Annotated in this window: 24 protein-coding genes and 1 riboswitch; of the genes, 11 read left to right on the top strand and 13 right to left on the bottom strand. The window is 50.1% G+C overall.

Annotated elements, in window-relative coordinates; all coding sequences use genetic code 11:
• The first annotated feature begins 148 nt into the window (after positions 1 to 148).
• Positions 149 to 763 carry an RNA polymerase sigma factor gene (locus M2108_RS09960; RefSeq protein WP_277547213.1) on the top strand — a complete coding sequence of 205 codons (615 nt, stop codon included), beginning with the start codon at positions 149 to 151 and terminating at the stop codon, positions 761 to 763.
• Positions 724 to 1713 (top strand): hypothetical protein, encoded by a 990-nt coding sequence (locus M2108_RS09965; protein WP_277468940.1) that lies wholly within the window; start codon positions 724 to 726, stop codon positions 1711 to 1713. The genes M2108_RS09960 and M2108_RS09965 overlap by 40 nt, the downstream gene beginning before the upstream one ends.
• Positions 1714 to 1930: 217 nt before the next feature.
• Here the strand turns inward: M2108_RS09965 and M2108_RS09970 are convergent, their stop codons facing one another.
• The 3 genes from M2108_RS09970 to M2108_RS09980 are packed head-to-tail and all read right to left on the bottom strand — an operon-like array spanning position 1931 to position 4420.
• The gene (locus M2108_RS09970; protein ID WP_277469008.1) at positions 1931 to 2701 is read right to left on the bottom strand and encodes an ABC transporter ATP-binding protein; all 771 of its coding nucleotides are present in this window, start codon (positions 2699 to 2701) and stop codon (positions 1931 to 1933) included.
• A gap of 13 nt (positions 2702 to 2714) precedes the next feature.
• Positions 2715 to 3725: a sensor histidine kinase gene (locus tag M2108_RS09975; protein WP_277468941.1), complete on the bottom strand. Its 1011-nt coding sequence runs from the start codon at positions 3723 to 3725 to the stop codon at positions 2715 to 2717.
• Positions 3725 to 4420, bottom strand: a complete 696-nt coding sequence (locus M2108_RS09980; RefSeq protein ID WP_277468942.1) for a response regulator transcription factor — start codon at positions 4418 to 4420, stop codon at positions 3725 to 3727. The genes M2108_RS09975 and M2108_RS09980 overlap by 1 nt, the downstream gene beginning before the upstream one ends.
• Positions 4421 to 4646: 226 nt before the next feature.
• Between M2108_RS09980 and M2108_RS09985 the strand changes: the two genes are divergently transcribed.
• Positions 4647 to 5405, top strand: a complete 759-nt coding sequence (locus M2108_RS09985) for an ABC transporter ATP-binding protein (protein WP_277468943.1) — start codon at positions 4647 to 4649, stop codon at positions 5403 to 5405.
• Positions 5392 to 7335, top strand: a complete 1944-nt coding sequence (locus M2108_RS09990; protein WP_277468944.1) for an FtsX-like permease family protein — start codon at positions 5392 to 5394, stop codon at positions 7333 to 7335. Before M2108_RS09985 ends, M2108_RS09990 begins: the two co-directional genes overlap by 14 nt.
• A gap of 308 nt (positions 7336 to 7643) precedes the next feature.
• Here the strand turns inward: M2108_RS09990 and M2108_RS09995 are convergent.
• The 3 genes from M2108_RS09995 to M2108_RS10005 all read right to left on the bottom strand — a co-directional run bounded on the left by M2108_RS09995 (position 7644) and on the right by M2108_RS10005 (position 13045).
• A protein-coding gene (locus tag M2108_RS09995) for an IS5 family transposase (RefSeq protein ID WP_277468945.1) occupies positions 7644 to 8419 on the bottom strand; the annotation gives its coding sequence in 2 pieces (ribosomal slippage) (positions 7644 to 8095 and positions 8095 to 8419; 777 coding nt in all).
• Positions 8420 to 8793: 374 nt separating this feature from the next.
• Positions 8794 to 10122 carry a 2-oxoglutarate dehydrogenase complex dihydrolipoyllysine-residue succinyltransferase gene (odhB, locus tag M2108_RS10000; RefSeq protein WP_277468946.1) on the bottom strand — a complete coding sequence of 443 codons (1329 nt, stop codon included), beginning with the start codon at positions 10120 to 10122 and terminating at the stop codon, positions 8794 to 8796.
• A 55-nt stretch (positions 10123 to 10177) separates the two neighbouring features.
• Complete coding sequence (locus M2108_RS10005; protein WP_277468947.1) at positions 10178 to 13045, bottom strand: 2-oxoglutarate dehydrogenase E1 component; 2868 nt, start codon at positions 13043 to 13045, stop codon at positions 10178 to 10180.
• 461 nt (positions 13046 to 13506) lie between these two features.
• Positions 13507 to 13592: riboswitch (cyclic di-GMP riboswitch) on the top strand.
• Positions 13593 to 13619: 27 nt separating this feature from the next.
• On the opposite strand from M2108_RS10005, the gene M2108_RS10010 reads away from it, so the two are divergent.
• Positions 13620 to 13772, top strand: coding sequence for an anti-repressor SinI family protein (locus tag M2108_RS10010; RefSeq protein ID WP_082707824.1), 153 nt, complete (start codon positions 13620 to 13622; stop codon positions 13770 to 13772).
• Positions 13773 to 13867: 95 nt separating this feature from the next.
• Here the strand turns inward: M2108_RS10010 and M2108_RS10015 are convergent, their stop codons facing one another.
• Entirely contained in the window at positions 13868 to 14209 is a 342-nt protein-coding gene (locus M2108_RS10015; protein WP_090713385.1) for a helix-turn-helix domain-containing protein, read from the bottom strand.
• A gap of 404 nt (positions 14210 to 14613) precedes the next feature.
• Between M2108_RS10015 and M2108_RS10020 the strand changes: the two genes are divergently transcribed.
• The 4 genes from M2108_RS10020 (at position 14614) to M2108_RS10035 (ending at position 17697) form a co-directional block, all read left to right on the top strand.
• Complete coding sequence (locus M2108_RS10020; RefSeq protein ID WP_277468949.1) at positions 14614 to 15591, top strand: hypothetical protein; 978 nt, start codon at positions 14614 to 14616, stop codon at positions 15589 to 15591.
• A 13-nt stretch (positions 15592 to 15604) separates the two neighbouring features.
• Positions 15605 to 16204 (top strand): signal peptidase I, encoded by a 600-nt coding sequence (locus M2108_RS10025; RefSeq protein WP_277468950.1) that lies wholly within the window; start codon positions 15605 to 15607, stop codon positions 16202 to 16204.
• A 94-nt stretch (positions 16205 to 16298) separates the two neighbouring features.
• Positions 16299 to 16802 carry a TasA family protein gene (locus M2108_RS10030; RefSeq protein WP_277468951.1) on the top strand — a complete coding sequence of 168 codons (504 nt, stop codon included), beginning with the start codon at positions 16299 to 16301 and terminating at the stop codon, positions 16800 to 16802.
• A gap of 73 nt (positions 16803 to 16875) precedes the next feature.
• Positions 16876 to 17697, top strand: coding sequence for a TasA family protein (locus M2108_RS10035; protein ID WP_277506148.1), 822 nt, complete (start codon positions 16876 to 16878; stop codon positions 17695 to 17697).
• A 95-nt stretch (positions 17698 to 17792) separates the two neighbouring features.
• On the opposite strand, the gene M2108_RS10040 is transcribed toward M2108_RS10035, so the two are convergent.
• The 6 genes from M2108_RS10040 to M2108_RS10065 form a co-directional block, all read right to left on the bottom strand.
• Positions 17793 to 18770, bottom strand: a complete 978-nt coding sequence (locus M2108_RS10040; RefSeq protein WP_481856885.1) for an aldo/keto reductase — start codon at positions 18768 to 18770, stop codon at positions 17793 to 17795.
• A 52-nt stretch (positions 18771 to 18822) separates the two neighbouring features.
• Positions 18823 to 19056: a hypothetical protein gene (locus M2108_RS10045; RefSeq protein ID WP_277469010.1), complete on the bottom strand. Its 234-nt coding sequence runs from the start codon at positions 19054 to 19056 to the stop codon at positions 18823 to 18825.
• 108 nt (positions 19057 to 19164) lie between these two features.
• A complete protein-coding gene (locus M2108_RS10050) occupies positions 19165 to 19725 on the bottom strand; it encodes a PadR family transcriptional regulator (protein ID WP_277468953.1) in 561 nt (186 codons plus the stop codon).
• A 6-nt stretch (positions 19726 to 19731) separates the two neighbouring features.
• Positions 19732 to 21252 (bottom strand): MDR family MFS transporter, encoded by a 1521-nt coding sequence (locus tag M2108_RS10055; RefSeq protein ID WP_277468954.1) that lies wholly within the window; start codon positions 21250 to 21252, stop codon positions 19732 to 19734.
• Positions 21253 to 21434: 182 nt separating this feature from the next.
• Positions 21435 to 23273, bottom strand: coding sequence for a bifunctional diguanylate cyclase/phosphohydrolase (locus tag M2108_RS10060; RefSeq protein WP_277468955.1), 1839 nt, complete (start codon positions 23271 to 23273; stop codon positions 21435 to 21437).
• 265 nt (positions 23274 to 23538) lie between these two features.
• Complete coding sequence (locus M2108_RS10065; RefSeq protein ID WP_277468956.1) at positions 23539 to 24126, bottom strand: DUF5317 domain-containing protein; 588 nt, start codon at positions 24124 to 24126, stop codon at positions 23539 to 23541.
• 164 nt (positions 24127 to 24290) lie between these two features.
• Between M2108_RS10065 and M2108_RS10070 the strand changes: the two genes are divergently transcribed.
• Positions 24291 to 24632, top strand: a complete 342-nt coding sequence (locus M2108_RS10070) for a metal-sensitive transcriptional regulator (protein ID WP_090713395.1) — start codon at positions 24291 to 24293, stop codon at positions 24630 to 24632.
• Positions 24633 to 24680: 48 nt separating this feature from the next.
• Positions 24681 to 24881 (top strand): copper chaperone CopZ, encoded by a 201-nt coding sequence (gene copZ / locus M2108_RS10075; RefSeq protein WP_277468959.1) that lies wholly within the window; start codon positions 24681 to 24683, stop codon positions 24879 to 24881.
• Positions 24882 to 24903 lie beyond the last annotated feature (22 nt).

Consider the following 24903-nt stretch of genomic DNA (forward strand, 5'->3'; position numbering starts at 1 on the left):
CAGGCGGTCGAAATGCTATAGCAGGGGCAGACAAAAGGATCAGGATGAAACGGATGATTAAGTTCCATTTACATAGCTGAAAATAATTTGCCGGAGACAGGCACTTTTTGGAGAGGCCAGGTGTTATAGAGATATACATGGAAAGGAGGTGCTGGCAACGTCACAGGAGCATTTGCATGATAAGGAGCAGGTGGAGGCTGTAGTCGCGCAGGTCCAGCAGGGCAACCGGGAAATCTATGCCTGGATCGTCGGACAGTTTCAGCAGCCGCTGTACCGTTATTGCTGCCGTATGCTCGGTAACCGGCAGGATGCGGAGGATGCGGTACAGGACATTCTGGTCAAAGCCTACCAGTCTATCGGAAGGTACAGGCAGGAGGTTAGCTTCTCCGCATGGCTGTACCGGATTGCAGGCAATCATTGTCTGAATCTGCTGCGCCGGCGGCGGATGCAGCAGCGCATCCTGCGCCTGTTCAGGCCGGAGACGGTAAGCATAGGCGCGGAGCAGCAGATGGAGGCGCGGATATTCAGCCCGGGTCTGGGAGCGGCACTCGGGTCGCTGACACCGGAGGAACGGAATATTCTGGTGCTGCGGGTGTTTGAGGAGCTGACCTTTCAGGAGATGGGGCAGATTCTCGGCAGCAGTCCCAATGCGCTGCATAAGCGGATGGAACGGATCAAGCGGAAGGTCAGGAATACGATGAAGACTGAGGAGGAGGAGATCCTTTGGAACGAGCCGGAACCCATAGCGGGCACCAAGATATAAAGGGAGCTGCAGTTCATGAGGAGCTGCTGCCGGGCATAAATGTGACTGATCAGGTCATGACGCGGATACGGGAAATGGAGCCGGTACGGAGACGCAGCGGAATCCGATTTGCCGGTAAAACAGCCGCCACCTCAGGTATGCTTGTTGTAACGCTGCTGATTGCAGCATCAGCCTATGCAGCCACAGAGTATATTCAGATCCGCAACAAGGCGGGAGAGGTTAAGGTGCAGCATTTTGTTAACACGGAAACAGAAGAGGAACGGTTAGCGAAGGGGATATCTTCTTTTTACAAGTATGAGCAGAAGCTGATGAATTTTGCCAAGCCGGGTGAGCAGCTTGTGTATTTTGTTAGAGGTGAGCCAATCTCTGAGGGTACAGGAAGCAAGCTGCAGTTTACACATAAGCAGCAGCGGATCACTGAGTATTCCGCATTCCTTGATCTGATGAAGGCTAAGAGCTCACCGTTTATTTTTCCGGAGACTGCCGGAGGGTATGATTTTAAATACGGCGAAGTACAGCCCCTGTATCCAACCAAGGATGTAATAGATAACGACCCGGTCTATCAGCAGGCATTGAACGAATTGATCGGGGAAGCCAAAAAGGATAAGACGCGTAATTTATTTATGAAGGTGATGCCCTGGACTGAAACCGGCTCGCTGAATGCACAATATAGGAAAGGCGGATCTTTCATCAATCTCTCGGCGTTTATGATGAACGGCGGTAACATGACGGTTCCACAGAAGCCCGCAGATAAGGCGGAGAAAATCAAAGTAGAGGGCAGGGAAGTCATCTACAATTATATTGATTACCAGCCAAAGTCGTTTTTTTACCTGACATGGTACAATGAGCCGAAGGATGCCTATATCCAGCTGAATTCCTGGGGCGACCGGGTGCTGAGTAAGGAGCAGCTGCTGAAAGTGGCCGGGGAGCTTATTAAGGGCGGGCTGTAGTGGGGCGGTGAACGGCTCGGCTCGTAGGGCTGTATAATGAAAGGTTGATATGGTTAACCCGGATTCCGTTTGCAGCGGGCCGGGTTATTACGGTATTTGCAAAAGCTGATGTATCGACGGCTGAACAGTGCGGACTCCAATGCATACCACATATGAAGCAAGTATGATCCATTTCTTAGGAAAAACAAATGAAGCTCGTAAATTACGCCATTCGTTCTTAAACGCGAATTGAGGAAAGTTCGTGGCTGTTTCCTCCCCAAAATGAAAGTGTGTTGATTATTTTTTGAAAGAAAATTTGACGATTATCGCCGCGATAAATTTCAGTTGCCAGTTTGCCGTCTTTAATGAAAATAATTCGTTTGCAGTAGCTGGCTGACAGCGGATCATGCGTTACTAGCAATAGAGTAGTTCCTTCTTTGCGGTTAATATCCTCTAGCGATTTCATCACTACTCGTGAGGAATTGGAGTCGAGCGATCCTGTCGGTTCGTCGGCCAGTATGATTGCTGGTGAAGTGATGATTGCCCGGGCAATCGCTGTACACTGTCGCTGTCCACCGGATATTTCATAGGTGCGTTTATTCAGAATATCAGTGATGTTCAAACGTTCTGCGACTTTTTGCAGCAAGGATTCCATTTTGGCTAGTTTGGGATTATCCAACGTTAAGGGAAGCACAATGTTTTCGGCCACTGTTAACGTCTCCAGAAGGTTAAAGTCCTGAAATATAAAACCGAGCTGTCGGCGGCGAAAATGGGCAAGCTCCTCTTTATTCAGAAGATAGGGATTACAGCCGTTGACATTCACTTCACCTGAAGTGGGCTTGTCGATCGTGGATACCATGTTAAGCAATGTCGTTTTTCCGCTGCCGGAGGGGCCCATAATTCCGACAAATTCACCACTTTCAATGCTAAGATGAATATCGGTGAGGGCACGAGTCGTTACTTTTCCGGGATAAACCTTGTTAAGTCCTTTAACTTCTAAAGCATTTATTGGATTCATTCCTTCACCCTCCGAAGTCATTACTTAGGTGGATACTATTGCTAAAAGAGAGCCGGACAGTAGTTCCTTCACTGAGCTTTGATTGAAGTTCTACCTTGTGTCCAAGTCTTTTACAGACTTCTTGAACAAGGTACAATCCCATGCCTGTTGATTCATGATACTGTCGTCCGCGTTCACCTGTAAAGTATGGATTAAATACCCGTTTAAGATCTTCTGGAGAAATACCGATGCCTTGATCGGTAATATCCAAGATTATATCGGAGCCTACACACTGAGCTGAGATTGTAACACGCTTGCCGGTGCCAGTGGTATAATTCACAGCATTGGTTAGGATTTGGCCCAAAATAAACATCAGCCATTTGGCATCGCTATATACGGCGAAATTAGCATCTACTTGTATATCTGCTTTAATGCTTCGGCGGATAAAAAGTTTACGATTCTCGGCTATAGCCTCGTTTACTGCCTTGCGCAGAAGTAACGGCTCTACCTGGAAATCCTCTTCAAATCGGTCGAGCCGGGAAGTATAGATCACCATTTCCAGCCCTTTGCGTAGCCGCTCCAGTTCCTCTTGAATACTCCCAGCAGCCTCATCCTCAAGATCCTGCAGTGTAAGCTGAATAACAGAGAGTGGTGTCTTCATTTGATGTACCCAGCGGTTCATGAACACGACGTGATGGTCCATCCGGCGTACCTGTGTATTCACCTCTTCTTGATACTGGCGATCGATCAGCTGCAGTAGCTCATGGATGGCTTCGGAAAGAGGAGCTTCTCCCAGAGAAACAAGATGCTCATGTGCCAGGCTCGTGGGATTGCATAATGCCACGTACAATTTCCGGTATTGAACGTATCGATAGCCTAGATAGAGCAGGAGTACAACAGTACTAAGTACTATTCCATATAGCATAATGGAGAGGGGTCTGTCCTCGCCAGTCAGCCAGTATAGTGACGGGACGAGCAGCATCTGTAGAAGATAGAACAGCAGCAATGGAAGCTGATCCTTCCAGAATAATCTCATTACATATCCTTGAAGGCATTCAGCCGGTAGCCGGCGCCTCTTACCGTTTCTACAACGTTACCTAGTCCGATGTTCATAAGTTTCCTTCGTACACGGGTTATATAGACATTTAGTGTATTATCATCTATAAAATGCTGATCCTCCCACATAAGATCAAGCAGCCGCTCGCGGTTAACAACTCTTCCTTCCTTAAGCAACAGCCCCTCCAGTAAAATCGCCTCCTTTTGCGTAAGTTCGCTAGTTTGTCCATTATATTGGATTACATATCGTTCAGGATAAAGGATTAGATCGCCCGATTGGACTTTTCGTTCCTCATGCTGCTGTGAGTAAGAGCCGTACGCTCGGCGTAAATGACTGCGGATTTTGGCAAGCACAACTTCATTATGAAAGGGCTTAGTGATGTAATCGTCACCGCCGTTCTCCAGTGCCATCACCTGATCAAATCCGCTGTCACGTGCGGATATGAATAAGATTGGACAGAGTGAGGCTGTACGAATCTGGCGACACCAGTAGAAGCCGTCGTATCTGGGAAGGTTAGCATCCAGCAGAACAAGATTGGGGGAACTCTCATTAAAAGTCTCCATTACCCTATTGAAATCTTCTACTATAATCGTACGGAATTCATATTTTGATAGATAGGTGCTCAGTAAGGCTGCCAGCTTGGTATCATCCTCTATGATTAGAATAGTCTCCATAGGTTCACTCCTTTGTTCAGTTATACAGTAACATGTATCAGGAAAAATATGCAAAAAATGATTGTGGGGGCCATTCTTCGCAGTAGATTAGCGAACGTAGATGCGAACAAGAGCTTAACTGTAATGTAAGCTATATTTAAGATAAGTCGATAGTTCCCACGCCGTTAATAAGGTACATTAATAGAGAAAGTAACAGTAATCTGTTTCCTTGAAAGGAATGAAAAGTATGAGCATTTTGCAGGTAAAGGCTCTTAATAAGGCATATCCGGGAAAAGTCATAACACATGCATTAACAGATATAAATCTGAATATCGAGCAAGGGGAGTTTGTAGGTATCATGGGACCATCAGGCAGCGGAAAAACAACACTGCTTCATATGGTTTCTACGATTGATGAGCCCAGCTCTGGAGAGGTATTAATTAACGGGAGTAATCCTTTTAAGCTACGAACAAAAGAACTGGCATCATTTCGCCGCCGGCAGCTGGGCTTTGTATTTCAGGATTTTAATCTTCTTGACACTCTTACTATCGCAGAAAATATCGTTTTGCCTCTAACACTGGACAACCTCCGATTGTCGGAGATGGAAAAGAGGCTGGGGAAAATTGCTGAGCGTTTGAACATCACCTCGATATTAAATAAACGGACGTATGAAATATCAGGAGGTCAGCGACAACGGACTGCCATAGCCAGAGCAGTAATCGCAGCCCCATCTCTGCTGCTTGCTGACGAGCCCACAGGATCATTGGATTCAACCTCCGCGAGGATTGTCATGGAATCGCTGGCCGGCATCAATGAACAGCAGGGCACTACGCTGATGCTGGTTACTCATGATCCGTTGGCAGCCAGTTATTGTCATCGGATTGTGTTTATTAAAGATGGGCGTTTGCAAACGGAAATTCGCCGTGGAAGGAACCGCCAAACTTTTTTTCAGAAAATCATCGATACGTTGTCTCTCTGGGGAGGGAGTATGAATGAATTTTCCTAAGTTTGCATTTAATAATGTCAGTCGCAATGGCCGTGCCTACATGGCTTATTTGTTAAGCAGCGCTTTTATGGTAATGATTTTTTTTGCGTTTGCTGTCTTTATCTATCATCCTGAAATCCGGCAGGCGCCGATGGGGGCATTGACGTTAATCAGCATGCAGGTTGCTGCATACGTAGTATTTATTTTTGCCATCATTTTTGTGCTCTACTCCATCAGTGCTTTTTTGAAGTCCCGCAATAAGGAGTTTGGGATTTTAATGATATTGGGCGCGCAGCCAGGACAAATTAATCGCCTGATTTTTTTGGAAAATATGATTATCGGCACGGTTTCCATAGTTACCGGAATCGCCGGCGGACTGCTGTTGTCCAAGATGTTTTTGCTATTCAGTACAAAGGTGATCGATATTAACGAGCTGGCCTTTTATTGGCCAGTGAAGGCAATTGTACTGACAGCGAGCTGCTTTATAGCTTTATTTATAGTGATATCGCTATTTACGCTGTTGTTCATTCGCAAAAACCGGGTGCTGGAGCTTTTGCAGGGCAGTAGCAGACCGAAGCAGGAGCCCAAGGCTTCGATTTGGCTTTCTCTATTAGGCGCGATTTTGCTGGCTGTTGGTTTTGTGGTCCTTCTCAAAGACACTCTGTCTTCGAAGACTCTAGTGGTTGCTGCTTTTTCCGGCATTGCCGGCACCTATTTCTTTTACTCCCAGTTGTCAGTTTTCATTATTCGTTTGCTCAAACGAAACCGAAAGAGTACATGGCGCGGCACTAATTTATTATGGATTTCGGAAATTAGCTATAAGCTGAAGGATAATGCCAGAATGCTGTTTCTGGTGACGGTTGTGACTTCAATTGCCTGCATAAGCGCAGGATTTGTACTGGCTGTTGATCAGGATAACAAGCAGCAGTTTATGAACAATAAATTTGCCTTCACGTATGACATTTTTCAGCCAAAGCATACCGATGTGGGGCTGGCGACTATTGAGCAGTCAATGAAGGAATCAGGCATCGCTTTTGAGCGATATCGGATAGACAGTATTCTCGCTACCCGGCCGAATGTGGTCGATGATCCAAGCAAGAGCAGCGATGTAGAGCTTGTTCGGGTAAGCCAGATTAGTGAAATAGCGACTCCGCTGGAAATACCACCGTTTCGACATCTTTCAGAGCAAACGGCTGTTGCGGTCTATGCGGATTCAAATCGGTTACCTAGGCAGTCTTTAAAGCTTGAGGGAACAGATTCCAGCATTACAATTGTTCAGGAAATCAGCATACGCGATATGGGGGGCGTAAGTGGTGCAGGGGTTATGCTCATTGTTGATGATGCCTTTTTCGCCAAATTATCAGCTGATTTACAAAGCAGACCTAAGTATCTCTATTATGTACCTGCCTGGACACAGCCTCCCTCACGGCAAGATGAGCAATCCAATATCGGTATAGAGTTATACGCTTGGAATCAGAAGCAAATAGACGAGACCTGGGGCGTCCCAGGATCTCTAAATTATGCTAATATTTTGACGGTTCGTTCCGAAAAATACTTGAGTACTAAAGATACGACCTCAGTGTTCAGCTTTATCGGGGTTTTTATCGCTTTGATTTTCTCAATTTCGACGGCAAGCTTCTTGTACTTCAAGCTTCATACTGAACTATCTGCCGACAGCCGAACGTACCATGCACTTTCCAAGATCGGGCTAAGCAGTAGAGAAATGAGCGCGGCAGCAACGAAGCAAATTGCTGTTATCTTTTTTATTCCGATCCCGGTATCCACGGTACAAACGTTTGTGGTTTTAAAGCCTGTACTGGGACATATGAGGGTTTCTTATGTCAATACGGCTACTATTACAGTGGCGCTGGCTTTTCTGGCTACCCAGACCGTCTACTTTGTAATTGCGAGATCGCGTTATGTAAAAGCATTGCAGAAAATGATAATGTAAATACTATTCAGTAGTGATTATATGGTATTTAATATATTTTTTTAAAAAATATTGGAATTACAGTTTTTAATATAGTAAGATGGAAATAAGAGAAATATATGAATAATAATATATTATATTGTGAATTATATCACTTGAGTTTAAGTGGTACTTTTCACGTAATAAACTCGTTTATGGTGGACGTATACAACGAATATGCTTTGCAAGAGCGATTGTGAGCAATCCCGATGTATATTTATTTGATGAAGTTACTTCAGCTATTGATCAAAAAAATATTGAAGACGTATTAGGTCGTGTCTGAAAACTCTTCATTGAGTCAATTTGAAAATGGCAGCCACGTATACAAACGCCAAGAATGACTTGGCTAGTTTATCGTAGCGAATAGCCACACGGCGAAAGTGTTTGATTTTATTGAAAAAGCACTCCACTAAGTGGCGTTCTTTATACCGATACCAATCGACGTTCCATGGGTTTTGACTATTCGCTTTAGGCGGGATGGTGTAGGATGCCTGTTTAGCTGTGATCCAATTCCGAATCGCTTCGGAGCCATAGGCTTTGTCGCCAAGAATATGGCTTCCCGTAATATCTAGCTCCTGCAGCAATTCGATCGCTGGAACGGAATCATAGACTTGACCTCCCGTTAGAAGAAAAATCAGAGGGTTTCCTAATCCATCGACGATAGTGTGAAGTTTGGTTGTCTTGCCGCCACGGCTGACGCCGATGTGCTGATTTACTTCGTGTCCGTCTGCGTTTTTTTTGCACCGGCACTGTGTTGATGGGCTTTGACCGATGTCGGATCAATGCTCAGGTTCTCAAAATCAGGTTCGACCTGAAGGGCTTGGAAGATCGCAACAAGCAGTCCGCTATCACGCCACTTGCAGAAGCGACTGTACACCGTTTTCCATGAACCATAGCGTTCTTCCGGTAGATCCCGCCAGGCAGCACCACTTCGAGCGATCCATAGAAAAGCGTTAAACATGGTTCGTTCATTTAATTTTGACGGACGTCCTGTGGTGTAGGGTGGAAACATATCCTTAATTTGATCCCACTGTTCATCGCTTATTTCGTACCGTCTTTGACTCATGTTTGCTGCTCCATTCGTTTTTCTCAAATCTTACCATAATATTTAGTTTTCAGACACATTCTAAAAATAATTGAAGAAATTTCGGAAAATGCTATAGTGTTTTTAGCCACTCATGAAAACTTCAAATTTAACATTTTAGTAAACGAATGTAAGGTAATAAACAAGAAAATAGAAACTAATGAGTTCCATCTGCTGCAGCATGTTTAAACTTTCGATAGACTACACTGGTAATCGGTCTTTGGGCAGTGGGAATTCTTTGGGAAATCAGATGATTCCATAAAAAGAGGGATACTGGACAGCAGTTCGTCCAGTATCCCTCTTTTTATTTGATTACTTAGGAATGGTGTGTGAAGAGGCTAGCTGCTGATAACAGCTTACCCCTCCAGTAGCAATGCTTCCGGATCTTCCAGCAGCTCCTTAACCTTAACGAGGAAGCTTACCGCCTCCGAACCGTCCACGATCCGGTGATCGTAGGACAGGGCAATGTACATCATCGGCCGGTTGACGGTGGTTTCTTCGTCCAGGGCGATCGGGCGGAGCTGAATCTTATGCATGCCGAGAATACCGACCTGCGGGGTATTCAGGATTGGCGTGGAGAGCAAAGAGCCGAACACGCCACCGTTCGTAATTGTAAAGGTGCCGCCCTGCAGCTCCGGCAGGCTGAGCGTGTTGGCGCGGGCCTTGGAGGCCAGCTCCAGAATCTGGCGCTCAATTTCCGGGAAGCTGAGCCGGTCCGCATCGCGGACCACAGGGACGACCAGACCTTCCTTGGCTGAAACGGCGATGCCGATGTCATAGTATTTTTTGATCAGCAGCTCCTCGCCGTCGATCTCTGCATTCAGCAGGGGATAGGCCTTGAGCGCACCGATCACGGCTTTGGTGAAGAAGGACATGAAGCCGAGTCCGACATCATGCTTCTCTTTGAAGGCATCCTTCCGCCGCTTGCGGATATCGAGGATAGCCGTCATGTCCACCTCGTTGAAGGTGGTCAGCATCGCCGCCGTCTGCTGCGCTTCGACCAGGCGGCTGGCAATCGTCAGCCGCCGGCGCGACATGCGCTTGCGCTCGATGGCCTTGCCGTCCTGCGGCGCTGCATTAGCCGCAGCGGGCTTCGCCGCAGCCGGCGCGGCCTGCGGCGACGGTGCCGCTGGCGCAGCGGCCGCCTGGCCGGCTGCGCCGTGGCCGTTCACATCGGCCTGGGCAATCCGGCCGATGGGGTCGCGGGCAGTGACCTCTCCGAGGTCGATGCCCCGCTCCCGCGCGAGCTTGCGCGCCCCCGGCGTAGCCAGGGCCGCAGTGCTGCCGGCCGCGCCTTCGGGAGCGGCCGGAGCCGGTGCAGCGGCAGCAGGTGCCTGTGCTGCCGCAGATGCAGCAGCAGGCGTGCTGCTGCTGTTCCCGCCGGTGCTGCTGCCCCCGCTGTTCGCGCTGCTCTCCCCGCCAGCGCCGCCTCCAGCCGCGCCGCCTGCCGCAGCCGCGCCGATCACGCCGATCGTCTCGCCGACGGCGACGTTCTCGCCCGCCTGGCGCAGGATGGCGGAAATCACGCCATCCTCCTCGGCGCTGATCTCAAGGTTCACCTTGTCGGTTTCAAGCTCGGCCAGCACATCGCCCTGGCCGACGGTGTCTCCTTCTTTTACCAGCCATTTGTATATTGTTCCTTCGGAAATGGACTCGCCCAGATCGGGTACTTTAATTTCGGACACAGGCCGTTACCTCCCCAAACTTAATAGTTTACGTTATCACGATACCGTCTTCCGGTCAGGAGGACGGTACAGGTGCTTGTACTTGCGAGTTCGATTTCAGGGCTTCTGTAACAATGCGACGCTGCTCGAAGGTGTGAACATCTGCATATCCGCTGGCCGGGCTGGACCGTTCCGGACGGCCGATATACCGGACACTGGCCTGCTCTGGTGCAATATCACGGAGCCTAGGTTCCGCATAGCTCCAGCCGCCCATATTCTTAGGCTCCTCCTGTACCCAGACAATCTCCTCCAGGGAGGTCAGGCTGTTCAGGTGTGCCGCAAGCTCGGCCTGCGGGAACGGATAGAGCTGCTCCAGACGGAGGATATGCAGCCAGGACCAGTCACGGCCGCCGGCCGCCTCCAGCTCGGTCTGCAGGTCTATTGCTACCTTGCCGCTGCAGACAACCAGGCGTTTCACTTCAGCCGGCTTGCTGCCCAGCAGCGGCTCCGGAAGTACAGCCTGGAAGCTGCCGGAGGCAAGCTCCGCTCCCGGCGATGTGCTGCGGGTGTTGCGGATCAGGCTCTTCGGAGCCATGATCACCAGCGGCCGGGCATCCGGCTGTCCGCACATGGCGGCCTGGCGGCGCAGCAGGTGAAAGTACTGTGCGGCACTGGACAGGTTCGCTACCGTCCAGTTCTCTTCAGCCGAGAGCTGGAGATACCGTTCCAGCCGGGCGCTGGAATGCTCCGGCCCCTGGCCTTCATAGCCGTGCGGCAGAAGGATGGCCAGGTTGCTGCGCTGTGTCCATTTGGCCCGTCCGGCGGAGATGAACTGGTCAATGATAACCTGGGCAGCATTGGCGAAATCGCCGTATTGGGCTTCCCAGAGCACAAAGGTATCCGGTGCGAACACATTATAGCCATACTCATATCCAAGCACGGATGCTTCCGAAAGCGGGCTGTTATATACCCCGAAGGAAGCATTGGAGGATTTCAGCTGATGCAGCGGGGAGTAGAGTGCTCCGGTCTCGCTGTCATGCAGCACCAGATGACGATGGGCGAAGGTGCCGCGCTGTGAATCCTGTCCGCTGAGGCGGATCGGAGTGCCGTCCTTCAGGATCGTTGCAAAAGCCAGTGTCTCGGCCAGCGCCCAGTCAACCCGTTCTCCGTCCTTCAGTGCATCCTTGCGGCGCTGGAGAATCCGCTCCAGCTTAGGATACACTTTGAATCCGGCGGGCGCTGTTAACAGCTCCTGGTTGATCTCCTTCAGTGTGCTGAGCGGTACCGCTGTCGGACGCGGAGCCTTGGATCCCGTTTCAAGCACCACCGATGTTTTGGACTCGCCGTTCTTATGCTTGCCTTCCTTCATGGATTCGAAGGCTGCCTGCAGCACGCTTTCCGATTCTGCACTCATGCGCTGCACTTCTTCTGCAGTGATGATCTTCTCGCTCTGCAGCCGCTGGGCATACAGTCTGTAGACCGTTGGATGGCTGCGGACTTTGCCGTAGACAACCGGCTGGGTTGTCTCCGGATCATCCATTTCATTATGGCCGTGACGGCGGTAGCCGATCAGATCAATGACGAAATCCTTTTTGAACAGATTGCGGTAAGCGCTGGCCAGGCGGACAGCCGAAATGCAGGCCTCCGGATCATCGGCATTCACATGCACAATCGGGATTTCATAGCCTTTGGCCAGGTCACTGGCATAATGGGTAGAGCGGGAATCTTCGCTTTCCGTAGTGAAGCCGATGCGGTTATTGACGATAATATGCACCGTTCCGCCATTCTGATAACCCTTCAATTTGCCGATATTGAGTGTTTCCGCAACGATGCCCTCACCGGGAAAAGCGGCATCCCCGTGCATCAGCACAGCCATGGCCTTGCTGGTATCCAGCTTTGGCAGGCCCGGTGTGCTCCGGTCCTCCTGAGCTGCCCGGGTAAAGCCCTCGACTACAGGATTAACGAATTCCAGGTGACTCGGGTTGTTGGCCAGGGTAATCCGTGTGCGTACCGTTTCTCCCTGGCGTACAGCGCGGTCAGCGCCGAGATGGTATTTGACGTCCCCGGTCCAGCCGTAGTTGATTCCCATTGAGCCTTCGGAAGGAAACAGCTCCTTATTCGGAGAATGATGGAACTCTGAGAAAATAATATCATACGGCTTGCCCAAAATGTGAGCCAATACGTTAAGGCGTCCGCGGTGAGCCATCCCCATAAGAATATGCTCTGCACCGTCGTGGGCCGCAGCTCGCACGATCTCATCCAGCATCGGTACCAGGGCATCGTTGCCTTCAAGGCTGAAACGCTTCTGGCCGACAAAGGTTTTGTGCAGGAAGGTCTCGAACTGCTCCACCTGGATCAGCCGGTTCAGCAGCTCCTTGCGTTCATTATTGTCCAGCGGAGCCGGGGAGCTCAGAGATTCCGCCTGGCTGTTCAGCCAGCGCAGCTCCTTCTCCTCATGCACATGCCCGAATTCATAGGCGATAGTCTGGGTGTAAGCCTGAAGCATCCGCTGAACCGCGTCCCAGGCGGTTTTGACATCACCAGGCGCGTTCTCCCAGATCAGCGAGGCAGGCATTGCCGTGAGATCCTCACGGGTCAGATCATAGGTCCGGAAATCCAGCCATTGGGCCATCGGATTCTCACCGCGCTCAAGCGGATCAATATTGGCGGCGCGGTGGCCATGTATACGAATGTTCGCGATCAGCTTGGAGGCTCTTACCGCCTTTTTCAGCCACTCGGCATCCCCGGTGACAGCAGGCATCGGAGCCGGCTCCGGTAAAGGTGCCATCGGAGGCGGGCCGGATGCAGTAAACAGATCGCGGTAATTAGGTTCTACTGAAGAAGGATCATTGATAAACTGTTCATACTTGTCTTGGATATAGCCCAGATTGGGTCCGTGATAATTGCTCCAAACGGATTCATTATAGGGTCCTTTGGCTGCCATGAATACATCCTCCTAACGGATGAACCCCACATGCGCCAGAAAAAGTACCAGCAGCTGGCAGGGCTGATATGTTTGCGGTTTCATTTCACTACTATTGTGCAACTTTAACGTCTGCTAATCAATTCATACTTTGTGCTATTCCGTTCGCAAAACGGTATGATTCAGACCTTAATTCATCCAGAACCATCATAAATGCGCAGAGCTGATTGAAGCTTTGGAAATTGGGTAAATAAGTCTATATTTATTTCTAGGAAAATAGGTTGAACGCTCCGCTAGTTTTAGGTCATAGTGCACAGTTTTCATATAGTTTAATCAAAATATTACAAAAAGAATCGTGAACCCCGAAGATATTCTTATAAAATATTTCCAACAATCGACACACTTTTTGTGGAAGGTGCTATATAATGTTATTGCAGATAGCGGTTTCATTCATTATTAGCCAGATCCTTTCATGTAAAGGGTCCAGTAAAGGGTAAACCTGGACGAAAGACAGGGGCACAAAGTCTCGGATCTAATGTAGAAATACTATGATGGCCGGACTGCCTGGGGACGCGTAATCTTAGGAGGAGATTTCTTGGATAAGTCCAACCAGGGGAATGTCGGAGAACTGCAGACGGGTGATTTGGATCTAGAGTGGGTGTACTTAATGATGGCAGCCAGAAAGGCCGGTCTCAAGGTGGAGGAAATCCGCCGGTTTCTGAGTGAAAGAGCTTTGCAGGCGATGTAGTGCAGTAGAGCATCCGGATATTACATACAAAAAAGGGCACAGCGAACGAGGCTGTGTCCTTTTTTGTATGTCCGGAAGAGGAAACCTCCGGATGTCTATTCCTTCTGCTCCAGCCGCCATTTCTGATAGTCCAGAAACTCCTTGAATTCCCGCTTGCTTATGCCGGAAGCCATAGCCTCCTGTACGAGACGGAACCATTCTCCGTCAAGCGAAGCTTCCTGCGCTTCTACAGGTTCACCGTACAGCAAGACATGAATGGATACCTGAAGCGCATCAGCCATCTTCTCAATGAACTGGATGGAGGGGTTGGATTGAATATTTCTTTCCACATTGCTTAGGTATGATTTCGCCACGTCCGCCTTATCCGCAAGCTCGGATAAAGACAGGCCCTTCTCCACGCGGAGCTGATGAATGCGACTTCCTAAATGTTCCGGCACAGTTAAACGCCCCTCCGCACTTTTTGTTAACAGTATAGCAAATAACCCTACGACGGACAAAGGACTATCAAAAAGTTATGAACCATTTGTAAATCCCCCACCTTAATTTCCTTCTCCGGAACTGATTCCACTGTACACAATGATAATATCTGTTTTCTGTGGAACTGTTCTTTAAAAAGTACGATATCATGAGCAATTCGCCGTAAAAAGGAGGAAAAAGACATCAAAATCGTTCTTTATAACGAATTTCGCTTGAAAATGAGAGTTTAAATTTGTAAGGGTGATGACATATACTAAGGCCAGGGTTCTTTATAGCGAACGAAATTCGTTCTTCATAAAGATCATATAACTGATAGATGAACTAGTATGCATGCCACGTGCACACTATTAAAGGAGAGGCTCAAATGAGGCTTTCACGGACATCGCGCAAGAAAAATAAAAGCCGGTTAAACCTCCCCCGGCTTGCCGGAATCGTAGTGATTTCTGCTTATGGAATCGGCCAGATCACTTCACCAACCTATGCGCTTATTACCAGCAGTACAACGTCGGAATCAGGCATCACGAGTGCATTTGTTTTCCCCGTTACAGTGGATCAATTAGCCAATCAGGCCAGCGAAGCGATGAACCGGGCTATTCTGAAGCATGAGGCGGCAAAAGGGGCACTGGCAGACATAGCAGACAAGGCCGCAGATTCCAAAAAGGCAGGGAATCAGATTGGAAATATTCAGGAGGCCGCCGAAAAGGCGCGCAGTGCTGCTGCTTCTGCCGCTGAATTGCTGGCTCAGCTTGAGGCTTACTCTCTGCGGTCACAGCAGGAGCTGGCACAGCAAAGAGCGGAAATAGATCTTAGGCTGGCCCCTGCGGGAGTCACCATTGATCAGCTGGATACAGCGCAGCAGACGGATCCCGCTGCATTTGAACAGCTGCTGGTCAAGGCGGATCTGACCATGATCGAATTTCAGGAAATGGTCCGCAGACTTGCTTCCACTGTGCGGGTAGATACATACGTGCGGGCGGCTTATCAGCAGGCTTTGACAGCGGCCTCTCAAGCCGGAAGCTACGCCGATGAAACTGCACAGCTGTATGCACAGGCAGCGGAAGCTCTGCAGGAGCTTAAAGCAACCGAGGAAAAGGCAAAGCTCGAGGCAGAAAAGAAGGCGAAGTCCGAAGCGGAAGAGAAGGCGAAGCTCGAAGCGGAAGAGAAGGCGAAGTCCGAAGCGGAAGAGAAGGCAAAACCCGGGACTCAGGAACCGTCACAGCCGGAAGCTGAACCAGCGAAGCCCGATGCATCTGAACCTGCCGTGCCGGATGTGCCTGGGGCAGACACGAATACTGACGGTATAACCGTAAAAATAGGACACAACAAAACAGATTTCAATTAAGGAGATGCCTCAAGTGATACTCAAATGGACCCGCACTTTAATGATGTATGTTCTGATGGCCATGTTTCTGCTTCTGCTGATATCTGCGGTAACCAGCAGGATGAATGGCGGAACGCCCAAGGTTCTGGGCAAAGAAATTCTGACCGTCCTGTCCGGTTCGATGGAGCCCGGAATCAAGACCGGCGCTATCATCGCGGTTAACCCGGTAAGGGGTGAGGCACAGCAAGCGGCCTTTAAGCCGGGAGATGTGATTACTTATAAGTCCCTGGATGGATCAGGCAGCCTGATCACTCACCGTGTTGTGAGCGTCAGCGGTACAGGGTCTGAGCTTGCCTACATCACCAAAGGCGATAATAACGACGCCCAGGACCCGTCGCCGATACCAGCAGGTAGTGTAGTTGCAAGCTATGCTGACTTCACGATTCCTGTAGCCGGGTATTTGATGAACTGGGTAAAATCGACCGCAGGTATCATAGTCGTGATTTTGATTCCTGGTATTTATCTGGTCGTCTCGTCGATTATAACGATTTTTAAAGCGATCATGCGGATGGATGACGAATCTGCAGAGCTGCAGACAACAGCCGGTGATTCCCCGCCGGTAACGAACGGTTGATGCTTCCATTTAACGCGCTCAAGCGGTTAGGGAAGATTCAATAAATATTCCATTATATTCTCCATGCATGGAGACCAGGAGGAGACAAATTACAATGGCTAATCTCAAAAAGACAATGGCAATGGCAATGGCGACTACTGCACTGGGGGCTACGTTAATTGCCGGGGGGTCCTTCGCGATCTTTACGAGCTCGGTACAGAATACAGGCAATACCTTTGCTGCCGGTGAACTGAAGATAGGCCTGGATAAAGAGGATGCAAACGGTGCCAAGTATTTTACGCTGGAGAACTGGGCTCCTGGCGATTCTGACATCCAGCGGGTAGTAGTAACGAACAAAGGCTCACTGGAGCTGCGTTATGATCTTACCCTGGCAGTAGGCGGCGATCTTGGCGGCGGTGCTAATCCGGTCACAATTAAAGCGTACTCGGATGCTGCCGGAACAACTGCGCTTACCGTAACTGACCGTGTGCTGGCCGTGGGAGCTTCTGAGACCATTTATGTCAAAGTGGAATTCCCGAAAGCTGCCGGCAATGAGTATCAGGGCAAATCCGGAACAGCCAGCATCAAGGTGGATGCAGAGCAGACCAAAAACAATTAATCAGCTGGATTTGATTCGAAACATATAATCTAAAGGGGGGAAGCCCCCTTTTTACTAAGGAGCGCTTAATCTAATGATGAAAAAGAAAAAATTGCTTATTACCGCACTTTCCTCCGTGGTTCTGCTCTGCGCTGCGATCGGCGGCGGTACCTATGCGCTATTCACCAGCTCTGCAAAAAATACGGGGAACACGTTTGCTTCCGGTACGCTGTCTCTCAGCACTCACCGTAACGATGTCCCGGTAGAAGGGCCGATGTTCTATACTAATGATTCCGATGCGGGCCGTATGGGAACCGGATTATGGGCGCCGAAGGATAGCCACACCCGTGCCATGCTGATCAAGAATACCGGATCACTGGATGCCAAATTGACTGATCTGATTGCCAAACCCGAAGGAACGGCCCAGCAGCAGGATGATGCGCTGGCATTCGGCGAACAAGCGGTGGTGACTGTAGCGGCCTTGGCAACCCCGAATGGCGTGACGCTTAATGCTGATGCGCTCAATAAAGTGAATGAAGCTGCAGATCAGCTGTTCAAATCCCTGATCAACGGTCCGAACTTTGCAAAGGCGCTGGCGCGCAGCGGACAGGAAGCATTCGCGAATCTCAGAGAAGAAGTGCTTGACTGGACTTATCGTGTAGATAACAACGGCCAGACGGTTGAGGTTAGCGTATCTGACGCTTATGTCGGCTCACTTAAGGATCTGTACAACGGCGGTGCGGGCAAGGATGCGAATCTGCCGAACTTGATCCTTCCGGCTAAAAAAACCATGCACCTGGCCTATAATGTAACTTTCATTGATGATACCGGCCTTGCCTTCGATAACGACGCCATTCAAGGAAAAGTCGTAAACTTCACCTTCGAAAACACCTTTGAGCAGGTGAAGAATAACTAGAATTAGGAGAAACTACACAAGAGCGTCACCCCCGGCCTGACCAACCGGAGGTGACGCTCTTCATTTCGTTGCCGGACTTATCTGTAAATCCCGTTCTAAGGCAGCTTCTCCCCCCGCGAGCTTATATACAGCTCATACCATTCCTTGCGGGACAGCTCTACCTTGTCCGCTCCCGCGCAGGCAGCGATCCGCTTGGGATTCACAGTGCCGATTACCGGCTGGATGGCTGCCGGATGGGTCATCAGCCAGGATAATACTATGGCTTCAGGTGTAGTGTTCTTCTGTTCAGCGAGCGAGCTGACGAGTGCTGCTGTTTGCACTACATTCTCCGGCTGGCCCTCAAGGGAGCGCCCGCTGAAGCTGCCCTGAGCCAGCGGCCCCCAGGCCTGCAGCTGGATATTCTCCATACGGCAGTATTCAACCGTGCCTTCGGGGAAGGTGATGTCCTTCCAGGGCTCGCGGTTTACGCTGACCATCGCATCAAGCCAGCTGATTTTGGCCAGGCTCATATGCAGCTGGTTCACAATAAACGGCTCATCGCAATAATGCTGCAGCAGCCTGATCTGGGCGGCGCTCATATTGGAAACGCCGAAGTGACGGACTTTGCCCGCTTTTTTCAGCTGATGCAGTGCTACTGCAATCTCCTCCGGGTCCATCAGCGGGTCGGGGCGGTGCAGCAGCAGGATATCAAGATATTCTGTACCGAGGCGGGATAACGTACCATCAACGCTCCTCAGGATATGCTCCCCGGAGATATCATAGGTGTTGCTGGTATCCCCCGGTTCGATCAGCCTGATGCCGCATTTGGACTGAATGATGATCTCCTCGCGCAGTCCCGGCTGGTCCTTGAAGATTTGTCCGAATACCTTCTCCGCCTTGCCGCGGGTGTAGATATCGGCATGGTCAAAAAAGTTGATGCCAATGGACAAAGCGGCTTCAACCGCTTCATGTCCCTGGCTTATATTTTCTGCGGTCAGCGGCTCGTGATCCCAGCCTCCGCCGAGTCCCATGCAGCCCAGGGCAATGCGGCTGGCGGGAATTCCCCGTGCATTAAGTGGCAGCGTTTTCAGCAAAAATGATCCCTCCGTCACAATGGAATTACAGCTCAGGGAATATTGTACACCATCAGAAGCCGGTATGGTACTTTTTGTCACTTGAGGAGCGGTGTTTGGTGCCTTCTTTGTCCTTCTCCTCCTGCTGCTCCAGTGTAAGGTCCTCTACCGGAATCGGATCGACATGCTGCTCGCTTTCATGCAGGTCAAACAGGCTGGGCTGATCAGTCGGGTATTGCTCGGGATGGTCGCGGTTGTCCCCCTGCAGCTTGTTGTCCTTAAGTTGTTCTTCTTTATCCTTATCCATAGTCATTCCCTCGCTCTCCTGAATTTGCAGTTTGCACTTTAATACACGCATTCAGGTGTTATTAAACAGCAAAGAGGCCCGTCAGGGCCTCTTCATCCAAATTACGTCCTATAGTGACAACGGTGTTCCAAAGTCGTTCAACTTGCGTGCCGTAACATCCGCGTACAGCCGCTTCAGCCACTTCAGCTCGGTTAGGCTGTGCTCATACCGGCCGTACATCAGGTGCAGTGCTGAACGTGGAACCACTGAGATATGCTCCTCATAGACCTGATAGGCATAATTGACCTGGTGCTCGATCTCGCGGATGCGCTCTTCCAGCACCTTTTCCACTTTATCCTGGTCGATATACCGTGAAAGCGCCAGAGCCATGTATAAGGGATGGAAGACCAGCTCGACCTTCTTGATCTGCTGAAGAATCAGCTGCTCGAACAGGGCCTTACCCTTGGCGGTTATCCGGTAGATAGTCTTGTCGGGACGGTCATTGCTGCGGATGGTCTCTACAGCTTCGATATACTCCTCCTGCGCGAGCTTGTCGACAGCGTAGTAGAGCGAGCCCATCTGCAGCTTCATCATCTGGTCGTACATGCGCTCCTTCATAATGAGGGTGATCTCATAAGGGTGCATGTCCTTTTCCTGCAGCAGGCCGAGGATAGCTATCTTCATCGACATCGCAGGTTACCCCCGATCGCTGGAAGGCAGTGCTGTCTTAGGTTTAAGAGTGAGCCGGTCGCCCGGCATAAGCAGTACAAAAACTACGCCAAGCGCTGCCGGAATGAGCGCCCACAGGAAGGTGCGCGAAATGGAGTCCGACAAAGCGCCTGTAATCTTATCCAGTACGGCTGCGGGAATATTGGCTCTTGCTTCCGGAGTCAGAGCTGCCTGCGGATTGCCGAAGGAAGCAGCCTGCTCACTGTTGCCGAAGGCGCTGCCCAGGCTATTCGTGAAGCTGTTGCGCTGGATAATCCCGAAGATGGTAATCCCGAGCGTCATGCCGAGCGAGCGCATGAAGGTGCTGGTGGATGTCGCTGAACCGCGCTGGCGCATATCAAAATGATGAATCGACGACATGCTGAGTACGGAGAAGGAGAAGCCGACACCGAAGCCGGTCAGCAGCATGAAGATGTTAAGCATCAGGCGCGAAGTATCCGGCGACAAGGTGCTCAGGCAGAAGACTCCTGCCAGGAAGCAGACGGCTGACAGTAACATGATGTTGCGGAAGCTGGTCTTGGTAGTCAGTAGCCCGCCGGTCTGGCTTCCGAGCACGGTGCCGATCATCATCGGCATCAGGATCAGACCCGAGTTGGTAGCCGAGCCACCGTTAACGCCCTGCACGAAGATCGGGATGTAGACAGTGGCTACGATAAAAGTAGAGCCGTAGAACAGCCCGATCAGGCTGCTGGTCGCAAACAGGCGTTTGCCGAACATCGCGAACGAAATCACAGGTTCTGCCGCATAACGTTCAATAAAGATAAAGGCAATCAGCAGAACAGCAAAGCCGGCGAACAAGCCGAGAATCGTAGTGGAATCCCAGGCATACTGGTTGCCGCCCAGCTCAAGTGCGAACATCAGGCAGATGATCGAGCCGACAAGCGTAAAGGCGCCGCCCCAGTCAATCCGCTGCTTGGCGTGGGAGACGGATTCCTTGTAGAACATCGTAATCAGTACAAAGGCCACAATGCCGATCGGCAGGTTGATATAGAACACCCACTGCCAGCTCATATAATCGGTAATATAAGCGCCCAGAAGCGGGCCGATTACGCTGGAGATGCCGAAGACGGCACCGAAGAGACCGGTCAGCTTGCCTCTTTTTTCTGGCGGATAAATATCAAATACAATCGTAAAAGCAATCGGCATCAGCGCACCGCCGCCAACCCCCTGGATCGCCCGGTAAATGCTGAGCTGGGTGATGCTGGTTGCCGTACCGCACAGGGCAGAGCCCGCGAGGAAGACGATGAGGCCGAAGATGAAGAACCGTTTACGTCCGTACATATCCGACAGCTTGCCGAAGATCGGGGTGCCGGCCATAACCATGACCATGTACGCAGAGGTGACCCAGACAATTTTATCGAGGCCGCCAAGCTCGGATACAATGGTGCCCATAGCCGAAGCTACAATGGTATTGTCCATTGCGGACATCAGAATACCAAGCAGCAGGCCGACAACTACAAGCTTTAAGTTGCTTTCTTTAGTATGCATGCTTCGCAGACTCCTTTTTGTTCATTGTAGAAACAGACCTTATTATATTCAAATTTGAATAGGGTAGCAACCATTATTTTTGCGGCATTTAGTAGAGAGTATAGACTTATTGGCAGGGATGTATGCGGAAGTGACAGGGGTAGAGCTCTCAGCAAAAAAAGCCGGCCGGAGGAGGCGATGTACTACATCGCTTCATTTCCGGGCCGGGGCTCTCTGGATTCAATATAGTTAATAAAAAGCTCCGTAAGCTCAGGGTCGAACTGGCTTCCGGCGCAGGCACGCAGCTCAATGACCGCTTCTTCAAACGATTTGGTCGGCTGGTATGGCCTTTCTGTGGTCATTGCATCAAATGAATCAATGATGGTCAGCATCCGGCAGAGGCGGGGAATCTCCTCGCCCTTGAATCCGTAAGGATAACCTTTACCGTCGTAGCGTTCGTGGTGCAGCTCGATGTATGGGGCCAGCTCCTTGAACTTGTCGTTGGTCAGCGCCATTTTTTTGCCCCAGGTGACATGCCATTTCACCATCTCCCATTCCTCGGGCGCAAGCTTGTCTGTCTTGTTGAGAATGCTCCAGGGTATCTCCAGCTTGCCGATGTCATGAATAAGCGCACCGAGCGTGAAATTTCTTTTGGATATAGCATCCATGTCGAGTATTTCGCTGATATCCATTGCATAACGGAAGACACGCTTGGAGTGGCGGAAGGTCTCCATGTCCTTGTACATGAACAGGTTGAGCTGCTGCTCGATATCCCGCACGTCCTGGCTGAAGTCCAGCTCCTGTTCCAGCGGCGAATGTTCTCCATAAGTGTGTACTGTGTTCTTGCCCTGGCGTTTGGAATAGTAGAGCGCCTGATCGGCATGGTCGACGAGCTGCGATTTGTCGTGGATGTCGCTGCTGCTGGCAGCAATACCGGCAGAAAAGGCGAGGCAGCCGAGCGGAAAAATCTCAACGCCGTCTAAGCGGCTGTTGTTGAGCTTTTTGCGCAGCTGGTCGATGAAGGTATGGGCCTGGAGACTGTCGTAGCCGGGCATGAGCAGCGTGAATTCCTCACCGCCGTAACGGGCGGCAATGGTGCCGGACTTCAGGGACTCTGTCTTTAGCAGCTCTCCGACAAAAGAGATCAGCTTGTCCCCCTGAAGATGCCCGAAATGATCGTTATATTTTTTGAAGTCGTCAAGGTCGATCATGGCCAGCGACAAAGGCGTGCCCGATGACCTTGATTTCTGAATTTCCTGTTCCAGAACCTCCTCGAAGTAGCTGTGATTGAACAATCCGGTCCGCTGGTCGGTGTTGGCCCGTTCCTCGATGCTGCGGTACATGGAGAACAGCTTTTTGAAGGATTGGCAGAGCAGTACTGCCAGGCACATAAAGAGCAGCAGTCCGAGAATCTGATTGTGGTAGACCAGCACAGTCAATACGAGGGAAAGCACTAAAGTGCACAGATAGACGAATACCGAATCCTTTATCATTCCTTTGATGGTCTCGTAAAGTGTAGCTCTATATAAAATATAATAGTACAGGACGACAAGCAGAGTGTTGGAAGCAAAATAAACGGTCAACACAAGGAGATAATTGAATAATTGGGTGTTAATGAGCGCACCGGGGTTTCCTCCGAGGTACTGGAACAGAGCAGCAGATACAGTGATCATAATGCAGTAGATGGAGAAATTAGTAAGGTGCTTCCACCAGCGCGTGCCCCGGTCAATAATGGTGAAGAAAATGCAGTTCAACAGCAGCACGGTCAGGGTGAAGGCGGGGCCGAATATAAAAATACAGGCGAGATAAACCGAAGAATCCATCGACTGCTCATTGCCTTCCGGAGGGAGCTGGATCATAAAGAAGTTGAGGACAAGACAGGCGCTGGTCATTGCATAAACCCAGACCCAGGTGGACGTGGAGTAGTGCAGGAACTCAAAGCGGTTCGTATATGAAAAAAGTCCCATGCCAATCAGGCAGACGGACAGTGCATACATGTGGCCAGAATCCAACGTTGCGGCAAAAGGTTTAAGTTTAGACATGAGGACCCCTCTTTACGTTATCAAAATATTCCTTTGTACATAATAATAGTTTTAGGAACAAATGAATAGCGTAATGTAAAGAAACAGGCGGAAATACCCGCCTGTTTCGCGTGAAACTTTTATAGTCCGCCAATCTTATAGCCCGAAGTCAAAGCGATAACTACTGAAGCTACGATAATAGCGTTGATCGCAAGACGGGAATATTTGATGCCTTCCAGTTTCTTTTTCACAGTGTAGCCCTCCCTTCCTAGAGTCAATTAGCGGCTTATCCCTGCACATCAGGCTGAGGCTTCCCGGTTGTGGCGGCAGGTGTCATGATGTTGACTATGAACAGGAAAATGCCGAAGTTCATCACTACATCACCAATGCTGATAGCCTGCGTACGCGGATAAGGGCTGGACAGCGGGATAATGTCGCCCAGAAAGGCAAGACGGGTCGAGGCATCAAGTAAATAATGCTTGGTCACTGCATCGCCGCTTCTCAGCATCTCCAGGTAGATCGGGTCCAGGACGGACGCCGCCTCGTAAGATACCGGCATTCTCCCTCCGTTGACAAGCATAACCAGAAAATTCAGGAATACGCCTATCATAATCAGCCAGAATCCTTTGTTGTGCCGGTTCAACCATAAAAAAATCAGCCCCACCACATACACAGCGATATAAATATATCCGCTGGCTGCGGCTACAGTGGACGACCGCTCCTGAATATAAAACATGAAAAATTGGAATACCAGCAGCAGCGGGAAGATCCAGCCTGACTTCAGCCGGATATTGCTGAACTGGACGAGGCCGTGTTTCAAGCCGCCTCTGAACAAGCCGACAATCAAACCGATAATAATGCCATCGTAAACCATTAAGCCTACCTGCCTCTGAATAAAATATGTAAAAATTTACTGTGCTTCTGGATAGTTCGCTGACATTTAATAAAAATCCTTTTTTTCTCATAAAAAACTTCTCGACATACCCCTTGGGGGTATGTTAAGCTGAATTTGCAGCCAGGATACGGGGAGGTATGTAGATGGCACCTAAGGAAGAGAAGCAGTCTCCTGCAGCCTGCGACAGCAGCTGTCATACACCGGGTGAACGCAAGAGCCATCATTCAGAGGAGTTCAAGAATGGACTGGCTACCCGTCTTAACCGGATTGAAGGGCAGATCCGCGGAATCAAGGGCATGATTGAGCGCGATACCTATTGCGATGATGTGCTTAATCAGCTGGCAGCCGTACAGGCTGCGCTTGGCGGAGTCGGAAAGCTGCTGCTCGAAGGGCATATGCGCAGTTGTATTGTGGAGCGGATCGAGGCCGGAGAGCATGAGGTTATCGACGAGCTGCTGATTACGGTCAACAAGCTCATGAAATAGGGTTTAACAGGTTATTTGCCGCAACAACATTATATAGGAGGGTTTGCCATGTCAAACGTAACTTTAACTGTAGAAGGAATGTCCTGCGGACACTGTGTCAGTGCTGTAGAGAAAGCGGTAAGCGGTCTGGGTGCTGCTGCCAAAGTGGACCTGCAGGCCAAGAAAGTGGCAGTGGAGTATGACGAGAGCAAAGTAAGCCTGAACACTATTAAAGAAGCCATTGAGGATCAGGGATACGACGTGGTGTAAGCCGGATTCCGGCAATAAAGGC

Origin of the sequence: Paenibacillus sp. PastM-3, from assembly GCF_029893965.1 — a bacterium.
Taxonomy (GTDB): domain Bacteria; phylum Bacillota; class Bacilli; order Paenibacillales; family Paenibacillaceae; genus Paenibacillus_AQ.

Excerpts from the sequence above, each read along its gene's own strand:
- copZ (WP_277468959.1), top strand. The coding sequence starts at position 24,681 with ATGTCAAACGTAACTTTAACTGTAGAAGGAATGTCCTGCGGACACTGT.
- M2108_RS10065 (WP_277468956.1), bottom strand. The coding sequence starts at position 24,126 with ATGGTTTACGATGGCATTATTATCGGTTTGATTGTCGGCTTGTTCAGA.
- M2108_RS09985 (WP_277468943.1), top strand. The coding sequence starts at position 4,647 with ATGAGCATTTTGCAGGTAAAGGCTCTTAATAAGGCATATCCGGGAAAA.
- M2108_RS10020 (WP_277468949.1), top strand. The coding sequence starts at position 14,614 with ATGAGGCTTTCACGGACATCGCGCAAGAAAAATAAAAGCCGGTTAAAC.
- M2108_RS10060 (WP_277468955.1), bottom strand. The coding sequence starts at position 23,273 with ATGTCTAAACTTAAACCTTTTGCCGCAACGTTGGATTCTGGCCACATG.
- M2108_RS10035 (WP_277506148.1), top strand. The coding sequence starts at position 16,876 with ATGATGAAAAAGAAAAAATTGCTTATTACCGCACTTTCCTCCGTGGTT.
- M2108_RS10005 (WP_277468947.1), bottom strand. The coding sequence starts at position 13,045 with ATGGCAGCCAAAGGACCCTATAATGAATCCGTTTGGAGCAATTATCAC.
- M2108_RS09990 (WP_277468944.1), top strand. The coding sequence starts at position 5,392 with ATGAATTTTCCTAAGTTTGCATTTAATAATGTCAGTCGCAATGGCCGT.
- M2108_RS10070 (WP_090713395.1), top strand. The coding sequence starts at position 24,291 with ATGGCACCTAAGGAAGAGAAGCAGTCTCCTGCAGCCTGCGACAGCAGC.
- M2108_RS10055 (WP_277468954.1), bottom strand. The coding sequence starts at position 21,252 with ATGCATACTAAAGAAAGCAACTTAAAGCTTGTAGTTGTCGGCCTGCTG.
- M2108_RS10050 (WP_277468953.1), bottom strand. The coding sequence starts at position 19,725 with ATGTCGATGAAGATAGCTATCCTCGGCCTGCTGCAGGAAAAGGACATG.
- M2108_RS09980 (WP_277468942.1), bottom strand. The coding sequence starts at position 4,420 with ATGGAGACTATTCTAATCATAGAGGATGATACCAAGCTGGCAGCCTTA.
- M2108_RS10030 (WP_277468951.1), top strand. The coding sequence starts at position 16,299 with ATGGCTAATCTCAAAAAGACAATGGCAATGGCAATGGCGACTACTGCA.
- M2108_RS09975 (WP_277468941.1), bottom strand. The coding sequence starts at position 3,725 with ATGAGATTATTCTGGAAGGATCAGCTTCCATTGCTGCTGTTCTATCTT.
- M2108_RS10045 (WP_277469010.1), bottom strand. The coding sequence starts at position 19,056 with ATGGATAAGGATAAAGAAGAACAACTTAAGGACAACAAGCTGCAGGGG.